The sequence below is a fragment of the Streptomyces sp. NPDC058291 genome, assembly GCF_042880855.1.
Classification (GTDB): Bacteria; Actinomycetota; Actinomycetes; order Streptomycetales; family Streptomycetaceae; genus Streptomyces.
This window is the reverse complement of sequence record NZ_JBHVYK010000003.1, coordinates 34,457-56,857: the sequence shown is the minus strand read 5'-3', so window position 1 is coordinate 56,857 and position 22,401 is coordinate 34,457. Positions and strand designations below refer to the sequence as shown.

General features: G+C 73.1%; 17 protein-coding genes and 1 pseudogene. 6 read left to right on the top strand and 12 right to left on the bottom strand.

Features of this window, described 5'->3' with window-relative positions:
• Nucleotides 1-70: 70 nt before the first annotated feature.
• Nucleotides 71-907 (bottom strand): endonuclease/exonuclease/phosphatase family protein, encoded by an 837-nt coding sequence (locus ACFVYK_RS02405; RefSeq protein ID WP_389767611.1) that lies wholly within the window; start codon nt 905-907, stop codon nt 71-73.
• 275 nt (nt 908-1,182) lie between these two features.
• On the opposite strand from ACFVYK_RS02405, the gene ACFVYK_RS02400 reads away from it, so the two are divergent.
• Nucleotides 1,183-1,773: a TetR/AcrR family transcriptional regulator gene (locus ACFVYK_RS02400; protein ID WP_389767609.1), complete on the top strand. Its 591-nt coding sequence runs from the start codon at nt 1,183-1,185 to the stop codon at nt 1,771-1,773.
• A 68-nt stretch (nt 1,774-1,841) separates the two neighbouring features.
• Here ACFVYK_RS02400 and ACFVYK_RS02395 read toward each other — a convergent pair whose 3' ends face one another.
• Both ACFVYK_RS02395 and ACFVYK_RS02390 read right to left on the bottom strand, forming a co-directional pair.
• On the bottom strand, nt 1,842-2,339 hold the full coding sequence (locus ACFVYK_RS02395; protein WP_389767607.1) for a GNAT family N-acetyltransferase: 498 nt from the start codon (nt 2,337-2,339) through the stop codon (nt 1,842-1,844).
• A gap of 231 nt (nt 2,340-2,570) precedes the next feature.
• Nucleotides 2,571-4,487, bottom strand: a complete 1,917-nt coding sequence (locus tag ACFVYK_RS02390; RefSeq protein ID WP_389767605.1) for an SMI1/KNR4 family protein — start codon at nt 4,485-4,487, stop codon at nt 2,571-2,573.
• 430 nt (nt 4,488-4,917) lie between these two features.
• Here ACFVYK_RS02390 and ACFVYK_RS02385 point away from each other — a divergent pair, with 430 nt between their 5' ends.
• The 3 genes from ACFVYK_RS02385 (at nt 4,918) to ACFVYK_RS02375 (ending at nt 9,793) form a co-directional block, all read left to right on the top strand.
• The gene (locus ACFVYK_RS02385) at nt 4,918-5,907 is read left to right on the top strand and encodes an aldo/keto reductase (protein ID WP_389767603.1); all 990 of its coding nucleotides are present in this window, start codon (nt 4,918-4,920) and stop codon (nt 5,905-5,907) included.
• 285 nt (nt 5,908-6,192) lie between these two features.
• Nucleotides 6,193-8,946, top strand: a complete 2,754-nt coding sequence (locus ACFVYK_RS02380) for a LuxR C-terminal-related transcriptional regulator (RefSeq protein WP_389767601.1) — start codon at nt 6,193-6,195, stop codon at nt 8,944-8,946.
• Between the two features lie 76 nt (nt 8,947-9,022).
• Complete coding sequence (locus ACFVYK_RS02375) at nt 9,023-9,793, top strand: hypothetical protein (RefSeq protein ID WP_389767599.1); 771 nt, start codon at nt 9,023-9,025, stop codon at nt 9,791-9,793.
• Nucleotides 9,794-9,953: 160 nt separating this feature from the next.
• Here ACFVYK_RS02375 and ACFVYK_RS02370 read toward each other — a convergent pair.
• A pseudogene (locus ACFVYK_RS02370) lies at nt 9,954-10,160 on the bottom strand (arabinofuranosidase catalytic domain-containing protein); the annotation flags it as partial.
• A 452-nt stretch (nt 10,161-10,612) separates the two neighbouring features.
• On the opposite strand from ACFVYK_RS02370, the gene ACFVYK_RS02365 reads away from it, so the two are divergent.
• Complete coding sequence (locus ACFVYK_RS02365) at nt 10,613-12,751, top strand: glycoside hydrolase family 36 protein (protein WP_389767597.1); 2,139 nt, start codon at nt 10,613-10,615, stop codon at nt 12,749-12,751.
• Nucleotides 12,752-12,799: 48 nt separating this feature from the next.
• On the top strand, nt 12,800-14,326 hold the full coding sequence (locus ACFVYK_RS02360) for a glycoside hydrolase family 43 protein (protein ID WP_389767595.1): 1,527 nt from the start codon (nt 12,800-12,802) through the stop codon (nt 14,324-14,326).
• A 211-nt stretch (nt 14,327-14,537) separates the two neighbouring features.
• On the opposite strand, the gene ACFVYK_RS02355 is transcribed toward ACFVYK_RS02360, so the two are convergent.
• From ACFVYK_RS02355 to ACFVYK_RS02320, 8 genes are all read right to left on the bottom strand, one after another.
• Complete coding sequence (locus tag ACFVYK_RS02355) at nt 14,538-14,948, bottom strand: nuclear transport factor 2 family protein (protein WP_389767593.1); 411 nt, start codon at nt 14,946-14,948, stop codon at nt 14,538-14,540.
• A 2-nt stretch (nt 14,949-14,950) separates the two neighbouring features.
• Nucleotides 14,951-15,757 carry an MBL fold metallo-hydrolase gene (locus ACFVYK_RS02350; RefSeq protein WP_389767592.1) on the bottom strand — a complete coding sequence of 269 codons (807 nt, stop codon included), beginning with the start codon at nt 15,755-15,757 and terminating at the stop codon, nt 14,951-14,953.
• 64 nt (nt 15,758-15,821) lie between these two features.
• Nucleotides 15,822-16,448 (bottom strand): DsbA family protein, encoded by a 627-nt coding sequence (locus tag ACFVYK_RS02345; protein ID WP_389767590.1) that lies wholly within the window; start codon nt 16,446-16,448, stop codon nt 15,822-15,824.
• Between the two features lie 399 nt (nt 16,449-16,847).
• Nucleotides 16,848-17,423 (bottom strand): TerD family protein, encoded by a 576-nt coding sequence (locus tag ACFVYK_RS02340; protein WP_389767588.1) that lies wholly within the window; start codon nt 17,421-17,423, stop codon nt 16,848-16,850.
• Between the two features lie 273 nt (nt 17,424-17,696).
• Nucleotides 17,697-18,542: an RNA polymerase sigma factor SigF gene (locus ACFVYK_RS02335; protein WP_389767586.1), complete on the bottom strand. Its 846-nt coding sequence runs from the start codon at nt 18,540-18,542 to the stop codon at nt 17,697-17,699.
• Nucleotides 18,543-18,717: 175 nt separating this feature from the next.
• Nucleotides 18,718-20,475, bottom strand: coding sequence for a thiamine pyrophosphate-dependent enzyme (locus tag ACFVYK_RS02330; RefSeq protein ID WP_389767584.1), 1,758 nt, complete (start codon nt 20,473-20,475; stop codon nt 18,718-18,720).
• A 13-nt stretch (nt 20,476-20,488) separates the two neighbouring features.
• Complete coding sequence (locus tag ACFVYK_RS02325; RefSeq protein ID WP_389767582.1) at nt 20,489-22,072, bottom strand: FMN-binding glutamate synthase family protein; 1,584 nt, start codon at nt 22,070-22,072, stop codon at nt 20,489-20,491.
• A gap of 67 nt (nt 22,073-22,139) precedes the next feature.
• Entirely contained in the window at nt 22,140-22,292 is a 153-nt protein-coding gene (locus ACFVYK_RS02320; protein ID WP_389767580.1) for a hypothetical protein, read from the bottom strand.
• Nucleotides 22,293-22,401: the final 109 nt, after the last annotated feature.

The window sequence follows — 22,401 nt, the reverse complement described above, 5'->3', positions numbered from 1 at the left end:
GCCTCCGGGGTGAGCCCTGGCCCGTGCCGGGTGTCGCGACGCGGGCTCGCCGGCGGATGCGGGGCGCGCCTCAGGTGACGTCCAGGTCGGCGTGCAGCAGATGGTGGTCCGAGTACGCGCTGGGCTTCACGCCGTGCGCGAGCGGGGCGACGCCCCGCAGGAAGACGTAGTCGAACGTGCTCTGCCAGTCGGTGGTCGGCGCGCACGCGCCGTCGCCCGAAGGGCGGCACCCGGGGTCCGCGTCCGCGGCCAGCGCCCACAGCGGGGCGAGCTCTGCGGCGTCCGGCTGCGCGTTGAAGTCGCCCAGCACGATGGCACGCCGGTACGGGGCCACCTTCGCGGCGAGCACGCCGGCCTGTTCCGCGCGGACCGCCTCCTGGCGTCGCTCGGCGAGGTGCGTGTTGAACACCCGCACCGGCCGGCCGGCCACCTCGGTGGTCACGGACAGGTAGCCGCGGTCCTCGGAGCCGCCGTCGGGGTACTCCGCGCTGACACGGTCCGTCATCGGCGCCGCCGACAGGATGGCCTCCCCGAACCCTCCCGGTTTCCACGGCAGTCCCCCGCACCGCCCCCAACTGCGCAGCACCGTGCCGTACTCGACGTGGTAGACGAGCCCATAGCGGCTCTTGAGACGATCGCGGATCCTGTCGACGTCGCGCACGCACGCTTCCTGCAGGCCGACGACCTGGGGCGCGAACGCGGCGATCTCCGCCGCCCGGTCGGCGCCGCTCTCGCCGCAGGGGTTGCAGATGTTCCACGTCATGACGCGGTTCGGCACGACGTCCCGGGCGGCGCCGACGGGCGGGGGTCCCGCCGGCGGGGCGTCAGCCGGCGCACCGGGACCGACGAGCACCAGACAGATCACCGCCGAAGCGCCCGCGAGCCACCGCGCACCCCTTGCGAACATCACCGCCTCCTCACCGCGGACGCACACGCACCGACACACCCGACGCACCGTGCACGAGGCTATGCGAATCGACCCGCCCGCGACACGCCCCTCGACCCGCGCCCGAGACGCCCCCCGGACGGGCTTGCGGGTGGAAGCGCGCGGCCGTCCGCCGGGCGGCCGGCTTCTCTTTGGTCGCAGGTTCGGCGGTCTGCCATCATGAGGGAAGCGGAACCTCGTTCCGTGAACGGCACGGCAGGGGTCCCGCGGGCGGGTCTCGCCGAGGAGGAGTCGCGGTGAACGACACAGGGCAGAGCACGGCAGGGGCCGCCGCGTCCAAGCGCAAGGACGCCCGGCGCAACCAGCAGACGCTGCTGGACGCGGCCGCGGCGATCTTCGTCACCTCGGGCGTGGAGGCGCCGGTCCGCGACATCGCGGCCAGGGCCGGCGTGGGGGTCGGCACGATATACCGCCATTTCCCCACCCGGGCGGACCTCGTCATCGCCGTCTACCGCCACCAGGTCGACGCCTGCGCCGAGGCCGGACCGGCCCTGCTGACGAGCAGCCCGTCCGCCTACGTCGCCCTCGAACGCTGGGTCGACCTGTTCGTCGACTTCCTGGTCACCAAGCACGGCCTCGCCGCGGCCCTGCAGACCGACAACTCGGGCTTCGAGACGCTGCACGCCTACTTCCTGGACCGCCTCCTGCCGGTGTGCGCCCGGCTGCTGGACGCGGCCACCGCCTCCGGCGAGATCCGCTCCGGCCTCGACGCCTACCCGTTCATGCGCGGTATCGGAAACCTCTGCATCGGCGCCGACAGCGACCCGCGCTACGACGCGCGCCGACTGGTCGCGCTCCTCGTCGCGGGCCTGCGCCGGCCGGCCTGACCGTGGTGCGCGCGCCTCACGTGTGCGCCTCACCCGTGCGCCTCACGCGTGCGCCTCACCCGTGCGCCTCACGCGTGCGCCTCGAAGGAGATCCACACGTCGGGCGGCAGATCGGGTCGGCCCGGAACCGGCCTGTGCTCCTGCGTCCAGGCGTCGCCGGCGATCGCGGCCGCGACACGGCGCCAGAAGCGCACGGCGCCCGCGTTGGCGTCCTGAAAGGCGATGTCCCACGGGCCCGGGTGCCGGGCGACCACCTCGCGCACGGCACGCAGTCCGATCCCGGCCCCGCGCGCCCCGCGTACCACGAAGAAGCTGTTGAGCACGCGCGTGTTCCCGGTGAGACCCCGTACGAAGGCGAGACCGACGGGGTGTTCGCCGCTGGTGAGCAGATACGGCGCCCAGTCGGCGTCGTCGAACGCCGCCCGGAGCCGTTCCGTGCGGAACGTCCCGTCCGGGTGGGGCAGCACGCCGTCGAACTCGGACAGGTCATGGCGGAACAGCAGCCAGAGACGTTCCAGCACCGGACGGTCGGCTTCGGTCGCGAGGCGTACAAAGATGCCTGACATGGGATCTCTTTCCTGTCACGGCCCGAATGACGGGCGGGGGAGGACGGAACACCCACACGGGTGGTGCGTCGGCCCGAGGGGAGAGGTCGGCCGGCGCATGAAAAAAGCCTCCCGGCCGGATGTGCATCCGGGCCCGAAAGGCTGACGTCGTGAACCTACCACGCACCCGGCGCCGCCGATCGGGCGTCGGCGGGCCCGGATCCGCTCAACGGGACCCGGGCCCGCCCGGGTTCAGGCTCGGGGCCGGCCGATGCCGATGTGCGCGTAGCCGAAGACCTCGCCCTCGCGCGGCGCTCGGGTCCAGGAACGGGTGGTGAAGGTGGGCAGCCTGCCCCGGGTCAGCGCGAAACGGGGCAGCGACAGGCCGAGTTCGGCGTGCAGGGCCTCCAACACACGGCGTTCCCCGTCTGGTTCCCCGTCCGGTTCGCCGTCCGTCGGGCGGAACAGCCCTGCGGGGTCCAAGGCCCGCGGTATCGCGCCGGAGCGCCGGATCTCCGTGCCCCGCACGGTGAACGCGTAGAGCTCCTCGCCCCGTTCGGCGACCGACAGGTGGAACGCGACCGCGCGGTCGCCGAAGGACGGGCGTCTCGGCGTGCGCCACACCACCACCGCGCGGCCCGACGAGGAGGCGGCTGCGGCGGGAGACACGAACCGGTCGTTCATGAAGCGGTCGGAGTGGCCGTCGAAGGCGAAGGCCCAGCCTTCGGCGGTACGGCCGGCGGCGACCAGAGTCCGGTCCTCCCAGAGTTCCACACCCTCGCGCTCGTGTGGCTGCGGTGCCCGCCAGGACGCGTGGAGCAGCTCCACGGGCGCACTCAGCCCGGCGCCCTCCTCGCCGATGAGGGCGGGGAGACGGGCCGGGTCGAGGCCCTCCGCCCAGACGCAGCGGTAGCCGTCGCTCGGCCGCCGGTTCTCCGCCGGCTCCGTCAGCCAGGCGAGGCCCGGCGGGTCGAGGTCGGGCACGGGCTCGGGAAGGGGTCCCGTCTCCCCCGCCCGCGGTGTCGCGAGGATCTCCCGGCCGCGTTCCGGGGTGATCACGGGGCCCAGGACCGGATCCGCGAGCAGACCGACCGGGGCGATCAGCCAGGGTCCGGGCGCCTCCCACAGCGTCAGCGCGTCCCGCCGCACCCGCCACGCCGCGTCGGTCGCCCCCCAGCGGGCCGACTCCCGTGCCTCGGCGACGGCCCGGCCCCACGCACCAGGCGGCGCGTAGTGATGGGCGCCGTCCCGCAGCGCGCTCAGCACGGCCTCGGCGGCCTCGCGGTCCACCCCGCGGGCGCTCATCATCCCGAGCCAGTGATCGTCGCCGCCGAGCCGCCATTCGCCGCGCGCCGGCGCGATGGCCTGCAGGGGCAGGATCTCGGGCAGGTGGCGCGGGTCGGCCACCAGGAAGCCGAAGTCCAGGATGTCGCGCGGGCTCAGCACCTGCCGGAGCTGGTTGAGCAGGTCGGCGCTGTGCGGCCGCCCGAACGACCGCGCCTCCTCCAACAGGGGCAGGGCCTCCTCGTACCGACCGCGCAGGGCGAGCAGCCGGGCCCGCGCCACGCAGGCGTCCTGGGCGCGTGTGGTCGCGTTCACGAAGTCGGCTCTCCCCGCCCGGGAGCCGTGGAAGCCGCGGTAGGCGGCCTCCATGTAGGCGCGGAACGACGGGTAGCGGTCGGGTAATTCACCGCTCCAGCCCTTGTAGACGTAGAGCGCCCATTCGCCGTCCTCGTCGCTGTCGCCCGGGTCGAGCAGGGCGTACGACACGTCGGAGTCCGTCTCCAGCCGGAGCGCCCGTCGCCACATTCCGGCCAGCAGGACGTCCTCGTCCCGCGGGTCGTCGCCCAGGCCGTCCTCGTACACCGAGGTCAGGTCGTAGGGGTCCCGGAACCAGTCGATGTCCGCGGCGCCGCCGAGCTGGTAGATCGCGGCCGTCTGTTCCACACGCCAGCCGTCGCTCACGGCCAAGAACTCCCGGTACGAGGGCGGCAGCCGCCGGCCCAGCCGCTCCTCGGCCGCGACGATCACCGACTCGTGCGCACCGGGCCTGCCCAGGGGGAGGACGGCCTGACCGTCCGCCTCGTCCTCTTCCCGGTCCGCGGGCGGGACGTACTCCCGCTGCCAACGCCCGAGGAAGTCCCGCCAGTCAAAAGAGTCACCGCTCATAACCGGATCCTGTCACCCGGCACTGACAGCCGAGAGGGGCGTGGACCAGGCCCGCCGGCCACCGCTCCGGCGGCACACGGTGCGCCGCGCGGTCGCCCCGGGACCGGGGACTGCGCGACGCAGTCGCCGGCGGTCACCAGGCCGTGCGCGCCCTGCTCGGCGAGCACCCTGCCCCGGCGACGTCAGACCGTCGGCAGGCGGCCCCGGCGGGCGGGCGGAGCGGCCCGCCGGGGCCGCCGTTCCGCCCGGCCGGCCGACTTGCGCTGGAGTGCGCTCCAGGTCGTAGCGTTGCGGACACCGCGGCACACGAGGCCCGTATCGCCCGGCGGCTCCGCCAGGATGCCGGACGGGGGAATTCGTCGCTCAATGGAGAACGGGCTTCGTGGCGTCCGCACAACGCACGAGTGGCAGCGAAAGGCTGGAACACGGCATGCAGAAGCGCAGTCTGCGGGACCTCCAGGTATCGGCCATCGGCCTGGGATGCATGGGCATGTCCGCCTTCTACGGATCCGCCGATCAGGAAGAGGGCATCGCGACCATCCGGCACGCCCTCGACGTCGGGGTCACCTTCCTCGACACCGCACAGATGTACGGGCCCCTCACCAACGAGTCGCTCGTGGGCGAGGCGGTCCGGGGGCGTCGCGAGGAGTACGTGATCGCGACGAAGTTCAACTACCGGATGGACGACGCCGTACCCGGCGACATCAGCACGGTCGGTCCGCAGGACGGCTCGGCGGAGCATGTCCGCAGCTCCGTCCACGGCTCGCTGGAGCGTCTGGGCACCGACTACATCGACCTCTACTACCAGCACCGGGTCGACCCCGACGTGCCCATCGAGGAGACGGTCGGCGCGCTGGGCGAGCTGGTCGCCGAGGGCAAGGTGCGCGGCATCGGCCTGAGCGAGGCGAGCGCGCAGACCATCCGGCGCGCCCACGCCGTGCACCCGATCACCGCGGTGCAGAGCGAGTACTCGCTGTGGTCACGGGACGTGGAGGCCGAGGTGCTGCCCGCCTGTCGTGAGCTGGGCATCGGCTTCGTGCCGTACTCGCCGCTCGGCCGCGGCTTCCTCGCCGGGCGGTTCAGCTCGCCGGACGAGCTGGACGCGAACGACTGGCGCCGCCAGAACCCGCGCTTCCAGGACGCCAACCTGGAGGCGAACCTGCGGCTGGCCGCGAAGGTCAAGGAGATCGCCGCCGAGAAGGACGTGCTTCCGGCCCAGCTGGCCATCGCCTGGGTCCTGGCCCAGGGCGAGGACCTGGTGCCGATCCCGGGCACCAAGCGCCGCACCTATCTGGAGCAGAACGCCGGCGCCGCCGACATCGTGCTGAGCAAGGACGATCTCGCCCGCATCGAGGCGGAGCTGCCCGCGGCCTCGGGCGAGCGGTACGACGAGGCGGGGATGCGCTCCGTCGACCAGTGACCGGGACTCACGGGACACCGGGGAGCCCTGCCGGCGGCTGATGCGAAGCCCCGCCGGCAGGGCTCCGTCGTGCTCCCCGTCCGGTGGGCCGGGCCTGCTGTCCCCGGCGCCCTCGCGGGCAAGACGATGCCCCGCATGGAACTGGCTCCGCAGGTCGCCGCCCTCGTCGTCGCCGCCATCGGCACCGGTCCTGTCCGCGATCGCCGGGTTCGGCGGTGGGGTGCTGCTGCCGCCGGTCAGTCCCCTTTGCCCTGTTGTCATCGCCAGCCACTATCGTGCCGTGCCATGGCCGATGATCCGCGGGGCGAAACCTCCTCCCCAGCCCGCCGAGTGCTCGGCGACACGCGTCCGTTGACCGGGCGGGCGACGGAAACGCAGGAGCTGGTGCGCGCGCTGACCGGCCTCGGCAGCGGGCCGGGGAAGGCCGTCGCGCTCGTCGGGGAACCCGGCATCGGCAAGAGCGCCCTGATGTGGGCGCTCGCGGCCGAGGCCCGAACCGCCGGCATCCCCGTGTGCACCGCTCGCGGGCGGACCGCGACCGCGTCCCCGGCCGTCGGGGACCCGCGGCGACAGGATGTCCGTGACGTCGCCGCGCGCGCGGCCGAGGGCGGACCCCTGCTGGTGGTCGTGGAGGACTTCCACCTCCTCGCGGAGGACCAGCAGCCCCACGTGGAGCGGTTGCTGCAGCGGGCCGCTGCCGGGCAGGTGCTGTGCCTCATCGCCTGCCGGCAGCGCCAGTTGTCGCCCCGGTACGCGGAGCTGGTCTCCCGGGCGGCGTCCGCGGGGCTGCTGGAGGTGTGGAACCTCGGGCCGTTGTCCCGCGCGCAGGCCGGGGAACTCCTCGGGGACCGTCCCGACGCCGACGAGATCCACCGTGAGGCCGAGGGCAACCCGCTCTACCTCAAGGCCCTCGGCGGACGCGGCCCGGACGCCGCCGCGGCGTCGACGGCCGTCCTCGGCGAACTGGCGGGCCTCGACGACGAGTCCCTCGCGGTCCTCCAGGCGGCGGCGGTCCTCGCCGAGCCGTTCCACCCCGCTCTGCTGGCCGCCGTCGCCGGACAGGACGTCGCCGCCACGGTCCGCGTGCTGGACACGCTCACCCGCCTCGACCTCGTCCGGCCCGCCACACCCGCGCCGCAGCTCGCGCTGCGCCACCGGGTGGTCGGCGACGTCGTCTACGAGCGACTGGAACCCAGTCGTCGCGTCACCCTGCACCGGCGAGCCGAATCCGCGCTGGCCCGGCAGGGCGTTGCCATCGCCAGGCGCGCCCATCACGCCGCGCGCGCCGCCGATCCCGGCCGTCCGGAGGACGCGACCATCCTGATCGCCGCCGCCCGCGACATGCTGTACGGCTCCCCCGCCGTCGCGGCCGGTCATCTGCAGGCCGCGCTGCCTTCGCTCCGCCCGGGTCAGGGGCACTGGCACGAGGCGCAGGTCCTGCTGGCCCGCGCCCGCCTGCTGACCGGTGACGCCGCCGAGAGCCGCGAACTGCTGGACGCCCTGCGGTCGGCCGTGCCCGACCAGCGCGGCGAGGCCGGCGCGCTCGTCGACTCCAGCCGGATCGAGCGGAGCCTGGGACGGTACGCCGAAGCCGGCGCCCTGGCACGTTCCGGGCTCGCGACGCTGGCCGACCAGGACGCCGCGATCGCGGCCGCCCTGCACATCGAACTGGCCGACCACGCCTACGACGTCCAGGAGTACGCGACCTCCCGGCGGCACGCCGACACGGCCGCGGCCATCGCCCGGCAGCACCAGGACCGGATCGGCGAGGCCCAGGCGCTGGCCCAGGGCGCGCTCGGCCACCTGTTCACCGGCGACCTGACCACGGCGCAGGAGCGGGCGACGGCCGCGGCCGGGCTCGTCGACGCCGCATCGGACACCTCGCTGCTCACCAACCTGAACGCCTCACTGCAGTTGGGCATGACCGAGGGGATGCTGGGACGGCTGGTCGACGCCGAACGGCACCTCACGCGTGCCGCGGACCTGTCGCGGCGCACCGGTCAGACGTACGTCCAGCCGCAGATCCTCACGGTGCTGGCCAACACCCACCTGCGGCGCGGGAATCTGGACAGCGCGCTGGCGGCCCTCGACGAGATCGACCGCCGCGCCTCGGGAGCGGGCACCCCGGCGGAGGGAGCCGTCAGTTCGATGGTGCGGGCCGAGGTCCTCTTCTGGCGGGACGGTCCGGGCGACCTGGCCCAGGCGGAGGCGTCGGCCGCACGCGCCCTGGCCACCGCCAGCGCCTCGCCGACCGCGTGGGCGGTCACCGTCCGCTGCTTCCACGCCGAGTGGGTGCAGCGCACCGGCGATCCGGCGCGGTCCCGCTGGCTGCTGCTGGACGCGGCGGGCGGCGCCGGGCTGCCCCGGCTGACCGCCTGGCGCAAGCCCCGCTGGTGCGACACCCTCGCCCAGGCCTCGCTCGCCCTGGGCGACCGCGCGTCGGCCGAGCACTGGGCCGACCTCGCCGGACAGTGCCTCGAACAGCTTCCCTCCCCCGGCCGCAAGGGGTTCGCTCTGCGCGCCCGCATGCGCGCCCACGCCGCAGGCGGGGAAACGGAAGCGGCGCTGCGTCAGGCACAGGAGGCGGTCTCCGACTTCTCGCTCAGCGGTGAGCGCCTCGAGGCCTGCGTCACCCTGCTCGCGGCGGCCGAACTGTCCCTGGACGCGGGACGGACGGACGGTGTCGCGGGCCGGCTGGACGGAGCCGCGGTCCTCGCCGACAGTTGCCGCTCCGCGCGCCTGGGCGGCGACGTCGCCCGCCTGCGCGCCCGGCTGGCCGCGGCCGCCGGGGCCGATGACGCGCTGCCCGCCCTGACGGCGCGCGAGCGCGAGATCGCGCGCCTGGTCAGCACCGGCATGACCAACAACGAGACGGCCGGGGCCCTCTCCCTGAGCGTGCGGACGGTGGAGACCCATCTCGGGCAGGTGTATCGCAAGCTCGGCGTCTCGAACCGCACCAGCCTCACCCGCATGATGCTGAACAACGCCGCCCCCGGCGACAGGCCGGTCCCGGAGCATCGAGCGCCGGACGGTCGGTGAGCGCAACCGGGCGTGTTCCCCGCCGCGTCGTAGAGAGCGGCTCGACCGGCGGGAGCGACGGGAGGCGGACGGCCGCATGCGGTGGAACGTGATCGTCCGGACGGGCGCGCTGCTGTTCGGCGTGGCCGCGGTCGTCTGCGGGGCCGTGTGGTCGGTGGCCCCCTACCGGGACGCCGTCGCGTTGCGGCATGCGCGGCTGTGCCCCGGGGACGTGCCGACCCCGGCCCCGGCCGCGCACGGGTGCGTGGCGCGCGAGATCGGGCGGGTGACGGGGCGCCGTACGTACGAGGACGCGACCTCCGATGCGGGAGGGACGACCACCAAGTGGACCCACTACGAGGTGACGTACCGCCGGGCGTCCGGCGTGCGGGAGACCCGGGAGGTCGTCCCGGCCGTCTACGACGCCGCCGCTTCGCACCCGCGCGCGGAGCTGGACACCTGGCGGGGCGCGGTGGTCCGGATCACCGTCTCCGGCCGTGCCGACGGGTTCGACCCGCCTTCCGCGGGCGCCCTGGGCCGTTCGGCTCTGCTGGCCTGGGCAGGGCTGGGGCTGCTCGTCTGGTTCCTGCTGGGCGACGGCACCCTTCGCCATCTCTTCGGGAACCTCGGCCTTCGCCCCGTCGGATGGCTCGGGTCCGGAGTCGTGTCCGGCCTCGCGGTCCATGTCGTGCAGAGCTACCGGTTGAGCACGGGGGACTACGCGTTCGGAGCGCTGCTCTGGCTCCTCTTCCTGGCCTCCGCCGCGGGCTGCGTCTTCAGCGGCGGCCGCCGAGCGGACTCCCTGGCCCAGGTGGCACTGCGACGTCGACGGCACTGCGGGCCGCCCCGTCGACGGGCGGCCGTCTGACGCCCGTCGACGGTTGAGCACGCGCGGGCCCGCGCCTCCCCGGGGCTGCCGCGATCGCCTCCTCGGTCGCGCCGGGCCGCCCGTCGTCCGTCACGGACGGAGCCGGTCCACGCCGGGGAACCGCACGGCCGTCGGGCCCCCGGCGCGTCGTTCAGGACCTGCCGTAGCCTGCCGCGGCCACATTGGCCTGGACGGCGTTCTCGGTGGCGTCCGAGGGATAGCCGGACGTCATGACGCCCTCGTAGAAGGTCCCGGCGGCGCCGTGGCTGTTGTCGCCCCCGATGCCGAGGATGATGGCTCCCTCCTTCTTCATCGGGTTGTACCCCGAGGCGTTGGGGCGTGGTCCGTTGTAGAAGGTCGACAGACCACATCGATCGGTTCTGCGGACGGACACTGCGGATGACAGGAATCCCGCACCGATCGTCAAGAGCCGCGACGGAGTCGGAGCCGACGAGCCGTGACCCGCCCCCTCAAGCGCCCGCACCGGACGACGAGCCCGTGCTGATGTGTCGAAGCGCTTCGACACCGTCTTCTGGCGGTGAGGTCTGCCAACGGCTGGTCGTGGAGGAAGATGCCGGGCAAGCGCCCTCTTGTATCGCGAGAAACATGTCACTAGCGTTCACGGCCAAGTGAAGCGCTTCGACACCAAGGAGAAGGCCACCAGGTCGCCCCCGGCGACGCCCCACCGGAAAGGCTCCGGGCGGCCAAGCCTTTCCAGCCCTCTCACGGCGCAGCCATGACAGCCGTACCCAGAGCCCCTGCGTCCCGCTGATCTTACGAGTGACCAGTTCGAACCACGATCAAGAAAGCAGGGCAGCCATGAGCAGCCCACCGCAGATCATCCGCTGGGGCCACCGGGCCCTGCGGGTCGAGATCGGCGTCGGCGACGACGGCGCGGCCCGTCTCACCGGCCTCGGCGTCCCCGGCGGGACGTCCGCCGAGCCACGCTCATGGCCTCCCCTGCCGCTGGTGGAGGTGACGGCCGCGGGCCACGGCCGATCCTGGTCGAGCGGTCGCCTCATCGACACGACCCTCGGCGGGCGGCTGCGGTACCGCGGCCACCGGGCAGGCCGCGACGGCGAGCTGCACACCCTGACCGTCGAACTGTGCGACCCGCAGACCGGCCTCGTCGCGGAGGTGCGCTACGGCTCGCCGGACGGGGTGCCGGCGCTGCGCGGCGAAGTGGTCCTGCGCAACGACGGGGAGGCCGCCCTGCACCTGGAGTCGGTCTCGTCCCTCGTCGTGGGCTGCCTCGCGGACGGATCAGGGGCCATCGGGGACGCGGACCTCCTGTGGGCCGAGAACGACTGGCTCGCCGAATGCCGCTGGCAGCGCATGCCGATGCGGGTGACCTCGCCGGTCCTCGACGACCGCGTGGTCTACGACAACGGCAAGGGGGAGTTCACCCGCACCGGGCGGGGCGTGTGGTCCAGCTGCGGCCGGCTGCCCATGGGAGGCCTGACCGACCGTCGCTCCGGACGCACCTGGCTGTGGCAGATCGAGCACAACGGCGGCGGCTGGCACTGGGAGTGCGGAGAACGCGACCAACTGGCCTACCTGGCCCTCTTCGGGCCCAACGACACGCACCACGGCTGGCGGCAGCCTCTGCGCCCGGGCGCGGAGTTCCGCACGGTCCCGGTCGCGCTCGCTCTCAGCGACGACGGCGGCCCCGACGAGGCGTTCGCCGCGCTCACCCGCTACCGCCGCGTCGTCCGCCGCCCGCACCCCGACCACCGGTGGCTCCCCGTCATCTTCAACGACTACATGAACTGCCTGATGGGCGACCCGACGACCGGGAAGCTGCTGCCCCTGATCGACGCGGCGGCCGAGGCGGGTGCGGAGTACTTCGTCATCGACGCCGGCTGGTACGACGACGAGGACGGCGGCTGGTGGGACAGCGTCGGCGCCTGGGAACCGGCCGCCTCCCGCTTCCCGGGCGAGCGCGGGATCCACGAGGTGCTCGACCGCATCCGCGACCGCGGCATGGTGCCCGGCCTGTGGCTGGAACCGGAGGTGATCGGCGTGCGCAGCCCCGTCGCCGAGTCCCTGCCCGCCGAGGCGTTCTTCCGCCGCGACGGCGTCCGCGTCACCGAGACCGGCCGCCATCACCTCGACCTGCGCCACCCTGCCGCCCGTGCCCATCTGGACGAGGTCGTGGACCGCCTGGTGGGCGCCTGGGGGGTCGGCTACCTCAAGCTCGACCACAACATCGACCCCGGCTCCGGCACCAGCGCCCACCCCGGTGAGACCCCGGCGGCCGGTCTGCTCGGCCACAACCGCGCCCATCTCGACTGGCTCGACGGCGTTCTCGACCGGCATCCGCACCTCGTGCTGGAGAACTGCTCCTCCGGCGGCATGCGCATGGACTACGCGCTGCTGTCCCGGCTGCAACTGCAGTCCACCAGCGACCAGCAGAACCTCCAGCGCTACGCCCCCATCGCGGCCTCCGCGCCGACCGCCGTCACTCCCGAGCAGGGCGCCGTCTGGGCCTACCCGCTGCCGCAGGACTCCCCGGACGAGGTCGCCTTCACCATGGCCAACGCCCTCCTGGGCCGCATCCATCTGTCCGGCCCGCTGTCCGAGCTGGGCCCCGGCGCCCGCGCCCTGGTCCACGAGGGCGTCGCCGTCCACAAGGCCCTCCGCGCCGACCTGGCCCGGGCGACGCCCGCCTGGCCGCTCGGCCTGCCCGCCTGGGACGACCCCTGGCTCGCCCTGGCCCTGCGCACCCCGGCCACCACCTACCTCACCGTCTGGCGCCGCCCCGGCCCCGAAGCCACCGCCGCGATCCCCGTGCCTCACCTGCGCGGCGTCGCGGCCCGGGCCGAGGTGCTCTACCCCTCGGTGAACCGGGCCGCGTCCTCCTGGGACCCGGATGCCGCCGACCTCACGCTGACGCTGCCCACGGCGCCGTCCGCCGTGCTGATCCGGCTCACCCACCCGGTACCGGACACGCACTGAACCGTCCTCGCCACCTCCCGACCCGTACGAGACGAAGGACCCGACCGAGTGTCAGACGAGCAGCAGACGGCCGCCGCCCCGTCCCGCGCCACGTTCCCCAACCCCGTGATCCCCGGCTTCCACCCCGATCCCAGCATCTGCCGCGTGGACGACGACTACTACGTCGTCTGCTCCAGCTTCGAGTACTTCCCCGGCATCCCCGTCTTCCACAGCCGCGACCTGATCCACTGGACGCAGATCGGCAACGCCCTCGACCGGCCCAGCCAGCTGCGCCTGAGTGCCGGCACACCGTCGTCCGGCGGCATCTACGCCCCCACGCTGCGCCACCACGACGGCCGATTCTGGCTGATCGTCACCAACGTGACCGGCGACGGCGGCAACATGCTGTTCAGCGCCGCCGATCCCGCCGGGCCCTGGTCCGAACCGGTCCGTCTGCCCGGCGTCCCGGGCATCGACCCGGACCTCGCCTGGGACGAGGACGGCGTCTGCCGGTGCACCGTCGCCGGGGTCTCCCAGGTGCGCATAGACCCGCGCACCGGCGAGACGTCCGGACCGCCGCGCAGGCTCTGGTCCGGCGCGCCCGACGCCAAGGCCCCCGAGGCGCCGCACCTGTACCGGATCGGCGACTACTGGTACCTGCTCATCGCCGAGGGCGGCACCGAGCGCTGCCACGGCGTCTCGATCGCCCGCGGACGCACGCCGGACGGCCCGTTCGAGCCGTGCCCGCACAACCCGGTCCTCACCCATCGCGGCACCGACCACCCCGTTCAGAACACCGGTCACGCCGACCTGGTCCAGGGCCCCGACGGCTCGTGGTGGATGGTGGTGCTCGGCGTCCGGCCGCGCGGCGGCACCCCGGGCTGGCACGTGCTGGGCCGCGAGACCTTCCTGACGCCGGTCGAGTGGGTGGACGGCTGGCCCGTCGTCGCCACGGTGAAGGCGGAACTGCCCGCGCCCTCCTGGCCGTTGGTCCCCACGCCCGTCGAGCCGGTCCGGGACGACTTCGATCTGAGCGAGCTGCGACCGCGGTGGATCTCGGTGCGCGACCGTCCGGCAGAGCACTGCACCACCGAGCAGCGGCCCGGCTGGCTGACCCTGCGCGCGCGGGGCGCCTCGCTGGACGACCCGGACGTCGTGTTCGTCGGCCGCCGCCAGCAGCACCTGACCTGCCGGGCGCGCACCCGGGTCGACCCCGGCGAAGGACGCGGCGGTCTCGCCGTCCGCCTCGACGAGCGACACCACTACGAGATCGAGGCCCGCGAGGGAGAGGTACGCGTGCTCAGCCGCGTCGGAACGCTGCGCACCGTCGAGGCGTCCCGCTCCGTGCCCGCCGGCCCCGTCACCCTCGTCGCACACATCACCGACGCCCCGCAGCGGGACGCGCGCAGCGGACCCGACATCCTCACGCTCGGCGTCGAGGAGGCGGACGGCACGTTCACCGCGCTCGGCTCCCTCGACGGCCGCTATCTGTCGACCGAGGTGGCCGGCGGCTTCACCGGCCGCGTCATCGGCATGTACGCCTCGGCCGGGGCCGTCCACTTCGACTGGTTCGACTACGAGCCGCTGCGCCCCTGATCCGGAGCCGCGCACGGACACCGCGTCGTCGCCGCAGGACGCCCCCTGGACCACCGGTCGCCTCCATCCCCGCGCGGGCGGAACTCCCGCTCGGACAACGGAAAGGTCCGAGGATGAAGGGAACACGCCACCGCACCGGCCGCCGCAGCCGCGGGCGCTGCGGCCGCGGCGCGGGCGCGTCGCGGCCGGAGGAAGGCGGTTTGCGCTCGGGTCAGCCGGTCATCGCGTCCCGGACGAGCGCGGTGTCGACGAACTGCTCGAAGCGGACGATGAGACCGCCGCGCACGACGAAGTGGTGCGCCACCCTGACGTCGATCGGTTTGCCGGTGCCGTTGTTGACGGCGGTGTAGCGGGCCAGGACCACCACGTTCTCGCCGTCGACGACATAGGTGTCGTCGTGGGCGGTCCAGTCGGTCCAGTCCGCGCCGAGCCGTTCCATCACGTGGGCGGTGACGCCGTCCGGGGTGCGGTAGGTGCCCGCCAGGGGGAAGCCGGCCATCTCGGTCCACTCGACATCCGGGGCGAGGGTGGACCGAAGGGCTTCCAGGTCACCGGCCGCGGAGGCCAGGTACTGGCGGCGTACGACGTCGGCGGGGGCGGTGGAGGTCGCGAACTCGCTCACGTTCAGCCCCACTTCATCTCACCCTTGGCGACCTTCGCGCCGATCTGCGCGGCGATCAGCATGCCGTTGTCCGGGTAGCGCTTGATCAGCGCCTCGGTCAGGGACGCGCCGTCGGCGGCCTGCCCGAGCTCCTCCTCGAAGGCGACCAGATAGTCGCGGGTGGCGGAGACGGCGGACGCGTCCGCCGCCGTCCCGGGCAGGCGGTGGCCGGGCACGACCAGCTGCGGGTCCAGCGCGGCCATCTCGTCCAGCAGGGCGATCCAGGCGGCGCGGTCTCCGGCGGTCGGCGTGTCGGCGACCCAGACGTGCTCCTGCTGGAAGAGCAGGACGCCGCCGAGCAGGGCGCGGTGCTCGGCCTGCCACAGGTAGTGGCGGTCGGGGAGCTCGGCCGGGCCGCCCTTCAGCTCGAAGGTGTGCCCCTCCAGGGTGAGGTCGCCGGTGAGGGGTTCGAGGTCCACCAGCCGGGTCGGCAGGTTGGCGCCGAGAGCCGCCCAGGCCTTGAGCTTGCCCTCGTAGGACTGCTGGATGTGCTCGATGACCAGCGGGGTCGCGACGAACCTCGCCTGCGGGAAGGCGTCGGCGACGACCTCCGCGCCGAAGTAGAAGTCGGGGTCGGCGTGGCTGACGAAGACGGTGGTGAGCGTCTTCCCGGAGTCGAGGATCTCGGCGGCCAGGCGGTGACCGTCGGCGCGGGTGAAGGCGGCGTCGACCAGCAGGGCCTCGCTCTCGCCGGTGACGAGGGTGGCGGTCTTGTTCTTGCTGCCGGCCGGGAAGTCCAGGTCGAGGACCTTGAAGTCGAGCGTGCTCATGGCTGTTCCTTGGGGGAGGTTCGGGGGCGGTCGGGCGGAAGTTCGGGGGAGGTCGGTCGGGGGATCAGAAGGAGCGGGTGGAGGCGAAGGCCGCGAGGCGCCGCTCCACGTCTTGGGCGCCGGCTCGGCCGCGCGCCAGCACGGTCGCCCCCTCTCCGTCGGCGGCGAGGAGGGTGGGGAAGGCGTCGACGCCCAGCGCGGCGGCACGCGCGAAGTCGGCTTCGGCCGCGGACCCCGCCTCGGCCCCTTCGTACGCGGCGACGACGAGGTCGGCGTCCAGGCCGGCCCGCTCGGCGATCTTGCGGTAGGTCGCCGGGTCGGAGAGGCTGAGGCCGTCGACGTAGAAGGCGTGCTGCAGCGCCGTGGCCAGTTCGACCGCCCGTGCGGGGGCGGCCCTGCGCAGAGCGGCGAAGCCGCGCGCGGCGGCCTGGGAGTCCATGACGAACGAGCCGTCGGCCGTGAGCCGCTCGTAGGCCTCGCCGAACTCGGCGCCGGTGAGCTGCGCGATCTGGGCGTTGGCGCCCCGGACGTACCCGAACTCGCGGATCGGGACGCGGCGGGAGCCCGTGAACAGGCCTCCGGAGACCACTTCCACGTCGAGCCCCGGATGCCGAGCGGCCATTTCGCGCAGTGTCGGGGAGAAACCGTGCGACCAGCCGCAGTAGGCGTCGAAAACGTAGATCAGCTTCATCGAGCACCTCGGCAGAGCAGGTGTGGCGCCCGCCGGATGCGGGCGGCTCGCCGGTCCAACAATACCTGACTAGTCAGATATTCCGCTGTGTGAGCGGAGGCGGCGCGCCGCCGAAGCCGCCGCCATCGGCCGTTCGCCTTGGCCGGCGACAGGAGCGGGCGGGCTACCAGCGGTGAGTTCTCACTGGTGACCCGCCCATGCCTCGGAAGCTTCCCCTACAAGATCGGCCCGCTCTGCACCAAGCGCTGACCTCGCCCCCCGCACCGGACACGCGGCGGCGGCCTCAGGGCCGTCGCCGTGCGTGGTGAACTCCCGCACGAGATCCGCTCGTCGCCGCCCCCTATCCGACGGGCGCCGGGTCCGCCGTGGGGAGCGGAGCCGGCGGGGCGGCCGGCCGGGTCAGACGTTGACGCCGAAGTCCGCGGCGATGCCGGCCAGTCCGGAGGCATAGCCCTGTCCGACCGCGCGGAACTTCCACTCGCCGCCGTTGCGGTACAGCTCGCCGAACACCATGGCCGTCTCCGTCGAGGCGTCCTCGGACAGGTCGTAGCGGGCGATCTCGACACCGCCGGCCTGGTTGACGACCCGGATGAAGGCGTTGCGGACCTGCCCGAAGCTCTGGCCACGGCTCTCGGCGTCGTGGATGGACACCGGGAAGACGATCCGGGTGACCTCGGCGGGCACGGCGGCGAGGTTCACCTTGACGGACTCGTCGTCGCCCTCGCCCTCGCCGGTGAGGTTGTCGCCGGTGTGCTCGACCGAGCCGTCGGGGCTGGTCAGGTTGTTGTAGAAGACGAAGTGGCGGTCGGACAGGACCTTCCCGGACGCGTCCAGGAGCAGGGCCGAGGCGTCGAGGTCGTAGTCGGTGCCCGTCGTGGTGCGCACGTCCCACCCCAGGCCGACGAGCACTGCGGTCAGACCCGGCGCCTCCTTGTCGAGTGAGACGTTGCCGCCCTTGGACAGGGAAACTCCCACGGTGAACTCCTTCGTCGATGCGACAGGTCCGGGCCGTCACGGCCCGGACCTGAAATCTACATCACTGTAGAAAACGGTGAAGGGCCCCGGCGTTCACGTGAGTTGCCCGCGGCGGGCGCCCGACGTGAGACATGACGAGGAACACGGCGAGCCCCGCCGGCAGCCGGATGGATCCGGCGCGGGCGGGGCTCGGTGCTCCCTGGCGGGTGCGGTCGCGGCGCTGTGGACGGCGACCGGCGGCGCGGCGCGCCGTGACGGCGGCGCCGAAGTCGGTCACTGCGTGGTGAGCATGCCTTCCCGCAGGCGGGTCAGCAGGCGGGTGATCAGCCGGGAGACGTGCATCTGGGAGACGCCCAGACGCTCGCCGATCTCCTTCTGGGTCAGCTCCTCGACGAAGCGCCAGTGGATGATCCTGCGGTCCCGCTCGTCGAGTTCGGCGATCATGGGGGCGAGGGCGTGGAAGTCCTCGACCAGGCCGAGGGCCGCGTCCTCGTCGCCGATGAAGTCCGCGAGCGCGGCCTCGCCGTCCTCGCTGCCGCTGATCGCCGCGTCCAGAGAGGCCGACTTGTAGCCGTTGGAGGCCAGCTGCGCGTCGACGACCTCCTCCTCCGGCAGGCTCATCAGCTCGGAGAGCTCCTTGGTGGTCGGCGTCCGGCCCAGCCGGCTGCGCAGTTCCTCGTTGGCGCGGGCCAGCTGGACGCGGGCTTCCTGGAGTCGGCGCGGCACATGCACCGCCCAGGAGGTGTCGCGGAAGAAGCGCTTGATCTCGCCGACGATGTACGGCACCGCGAAGGAGGTGAACTCGACCTCGCGGGTGAGCTCGAACCGGTCGATGGCCTTGATCAGACCGATCATGCCGACCTGGACGATGTCCTCCATCTCCTCCGGTCCGCGGCTGCGGAAGCGGCCGGCGGCGTAGCGGACGAGGGACATGTTCATCTCGATGAGCGTGTTGCGGGCGTACTGGTATTCGGGCGTCCCCTCCTCCACCAGCGTGAGCTGGTCGAAGAACACCTTCGACAACTCCCGCGCGTCCTTCGGCGCCACCTTGGACGGGTCCGCGATCTCCGGAACCTCCACGGTCCGCCCAGCCGCCGGCGCGGTCGTCGTCGTCAACATGATGTGCCCCTCCCAGTCGATCAGGCTCGTCCTTGCCGCTCCCTGCTCCGGCAAGGACGCGGCTACCCCGGGTCTCGGCATGCATGCCTAAGTTTTTTCATCCGATTCCCCGGCCCGGTGTCGGGCGGCCCACGGACCGGCGTCTCCGCGCCGGACGGGGGCGCGCCGCCGCCGCTCAGCCGTCGTCCCCGTGGCTGCGGACGACCTCCTTCACCTTGGCCAGCGCGAAACCCCAGCCCTGTTCCACGGTCGGCTTGGCCGGGACGGCGATCTCGTCGGGGTTGGTGAGGACGTCCAGCAGGACGGGCCCGGGGGTGTCGAAGGCGCGGCGCACGGCGCCCTCCAGGTCGGCCGGGTCGGTCACGCGGATGCCGGTGATGCCCATGGCTTCGGCGACGGCCGCGAAGTCGGGGTTGTCCAGCACGGTGCCGAACTCGGGGAGGCCGGCCTGCTCCTGCTCCAGCTTCACCATGCCGAGCCGGCGGTTGTCGAAGACGACGAGCTTGACGGGAAGGCGGTGCGTCTTGAGGGTCATGAGGTCGCCGAGGAGCATGCTGAGCCCGCCGTCGCCGCAGAAGGCCACGACCTGGCGTTCGCGGTCCAGGCACTGGGCGCCGAGGGCCTGGGGCATGGCGTTGGCCATGGAGCCGAGGTTGTAGGAGCCGATCAGCCGGCGCTGCCCGCGCATCTCGACGAAGCGGGAGAGCCACACCGTGGCCATGCCCGTGTCGGAGGTGAAGACGGCGTCGTCGGCGGCGATCCGGTCCACGAGGGCGGCCAGCGCCTCGGGACGGATGTCGTGGGTGCGGTTGTCCAGGGCGGAGCGGACGCGGCCCACGAGGCCCTTGTCGTGCGCCGGGTCGGCCAGCCGGGCCTGTCCGGCGCGCCACTTGTCGAAGCGTTCACGGGCCTTGTCCAGGTGCGAGCGGTCGCGTGCGCCCTCGGTGCCGGCGGGCGGGGCGCCGAGCCGGCCCAGGAGGTCGCGCACGGTGGCGCCGGTGTCGGCGACGAGCCCGACGTCGACGGGCACCCGGCGGCCGATGTGGGCGGCCTCGGTGTCGACCTGGATGACGGTGCGGCCCTCGGGATACCAGTCGCGGTAGGGGAAGTCGGTGCCGAGCAGCAGGAGCGTGTCGGCGTCCTGGAGTGCCGAGGCGGCCGCCGGGTTGCCGATCAGTCCCGTCTGACCGACCTGGAAGGGGTTGGCGTCGCCCTCGAAGCCCGCCTTGGCCTTCAGGGTGAGCACCATGGGCGCGGCCAGGCGGTCGGCCAGCGCGAGCACGTCCTCGCGTGCGTCGCGCGCGCCCTGGCCGACGAGCAGCGTGACCCGTTCGGCGGCGTCGAGGAGTTCGACGGCCCGGCCCACGGCGGACTCGTCCGGCCGGCTCAGGGGCGGGTTCAGGGAGAACCGCGCCGGACGGTCGGCGGTCAGCTCCTGCTCCCCCAGGTCGCCGGGCACGGTCAGGACGGCGACGCCCTTGCGGCCCAGGGCGTTGCGCACCGCCGTCTCCAGCATCTGCGGCAGTTGGTCGGGCGAGGTGATGGTCGCGCGGAAGACGGCCACGTCGCTGAAGAGGGCGTCGTTGTCGACCTCCTGGAAGTAGTCGCTGCCCAGTTCCGCGAGCGGCACCTGGCCGGCGATCGCCAGCACCGGGGTCCGGCTCTTGGCCGCGTCGTACAGCCCGTTGAGCAGGTGGACGGAACCAGGTCCGACGGTGCCCATGCAGACGCCGAGGGTGCCGCTGAGCTGCGACTGGGCGCTCGCGGCGAACGCCGCCGCCTCTTCGTGCCGACAGCTCACCCACTCCAGCCCCTCGGTGGTGCGGATCGCGTCGGTCACCGGGTTGAGCGCGTCTCCCACGACGCCGAAGACCTGGCGCACGCCGAGTTCGCTCAGCGCGTCCACGATGACACGGGCAACGGTACGGGCCACTTGATGCTCCAGTTCAGACGGTGAATCGGTCAGGGTCGGCGGCCTTCCAGTCGGCCGCCCAGGCCAGAGGGGGCTCGGCGAGCAGCTGCCCCGGCTCCAGCCACTCGTACAGCTCCGCGTAGGAGCGCTCGGTATAGGGGTCGATGCGCCGTCGGAGCATGTGCGGGCGCAGCTGGGCCGGGTCGGTGACGCCCATGGACGCCATGATCTGCAGGGCGCTGGCCACGGTCGCTTCCTGGAAGCGCCGGACGCGCGGCGTCTTGTCTCCGACGTCGAGGGCGCGGGCGCGCCGGGGGTCCTGCGTGGTGACCCCGGTGGGGCAGGTGTTCGTGTGGCATCGCTGGGCCTGGATGCAGCCGACGGCGAACATCATCGCCCGTGCGGCGTTGCCGTAGTCGGCGCCCTGGATCATGCGTTTGACCAGGTCGGTGCCGGTGGCGATCTTGCCGCTCGCGCCGATCTTGATCAGGTCCCGCAGGCCCGTTCCGACCAGGGCGTTGTGCACCGTGAGGAGCCCTTCGGTGAGCGGGGTGCCCACGTGGTCGGCGAACTCCAGGGGTGCCGCGCCGGTGCCGCCCTCCGCGCCGTCCACGATGATGAAGTCCGGGGTGACGCCCTCCTCCAGCATGGCCTTGCACACGGCGAGGAACTGCCGGCGCGACCCCACGCAGAGCTTGAACCCGGTCGGCTTGCCGTCGGCCAGCTGCCTCATGCGGCCGATGAAGCGGACCAGTTCGCGCGGCGTGGAGAAGACCCTGTGGTAGGGCGGCGAGACGACCGTCCGCCCTTGGGGCACGTCCCGGACCCCGGCGATCTCGGCGTTGACCTTGGGCCCCGGCAGGACGCCCCCGATCCCCGGCTTGGCGCCCTGGGAGAGTTTGAGGGACACGCACTTGACGTGGTCGTGCGCGGCCTTGTCGGCGAACTCGGCAGGGTCGAAGTCGCCGTCCTCGGTGCGGCAGCCGAAGTATCCGGTGCCGATCTCCCAGACGAGGTCGCCGCCGGGACGCAGGTGGTACTCGGACAGGCCGCCCTCGCCGGTGTCATGGGCGAAGCCTCCGGCCGCCGCGCCCCCGTTCAGCGCGAGGATCGCGTTGGCCGACAGCGAGCCGAAGCTCATGGCCGACACGTTGAGCAGCGCCATGTCGTAGGGGCGGGTGCAGTCGGGGCCCCCGATGTGCACGCGCGGCGGCGTCCTGGGCACCTCGCGGGGCGCCATCGACGGCACCAGGAACTCGTAGCCGGGCAGGTACACGTCGCGTTCGGTGCCGTACGGCTCCTCGGCGGCGGTGCCCTTCGCCCGCTCGTAGACGATGCTGCGCACGTCGCGGTCGAAGGGGCGTCCGTCGTAGTTGCGCTCGATGAAGTACTGCTGGAGTTCCGGACGGATCCGCTCCATGAGGTAGCGGGCGTGGCCCAGGACCGGGTAGTTGCGCAGCACCGAGTGGCGGGGCTGCAGCAGGTCCCAGGCTCCCAGGAGCCCCAGCAGCAGCAGGGGGACCGCCGCGAACAACCAGAAGAGCGAGATGCCGACCGCCGCCGCCACCGCCACGAGAGCGGCGAGCAGGGTCGCGAGAACAATTCCGACGCGTGTCACCTCTCGCACCTTGCCCGCCAGCCGTTTCCCATGCGCCTCGGCGTGGCCCAAAAGGCTCATGAAATGGTCAAAGAACTCGCCCGAAGCCCTGCGGGATGAGCAGGAGGCCGACGCCGAGCGCGTCCTCGCCGCGCACCTGCTGGAAGTACAGGGGCAGCAGCGTCATCGCGCCGTACAGCGAGCAGCCGGCCGGGAAGATCAGGGCGCAGGAGGAGGCCACCGCCCGCTGGGGGAACAGGCGGACGTTGACCAGTGAGCCGTCGCGCGACAGCGCCCGGACCGTGGACCGTGAAGCCGGCGATCAGGGCGAGTCCGCCGGTCAGCGGGGC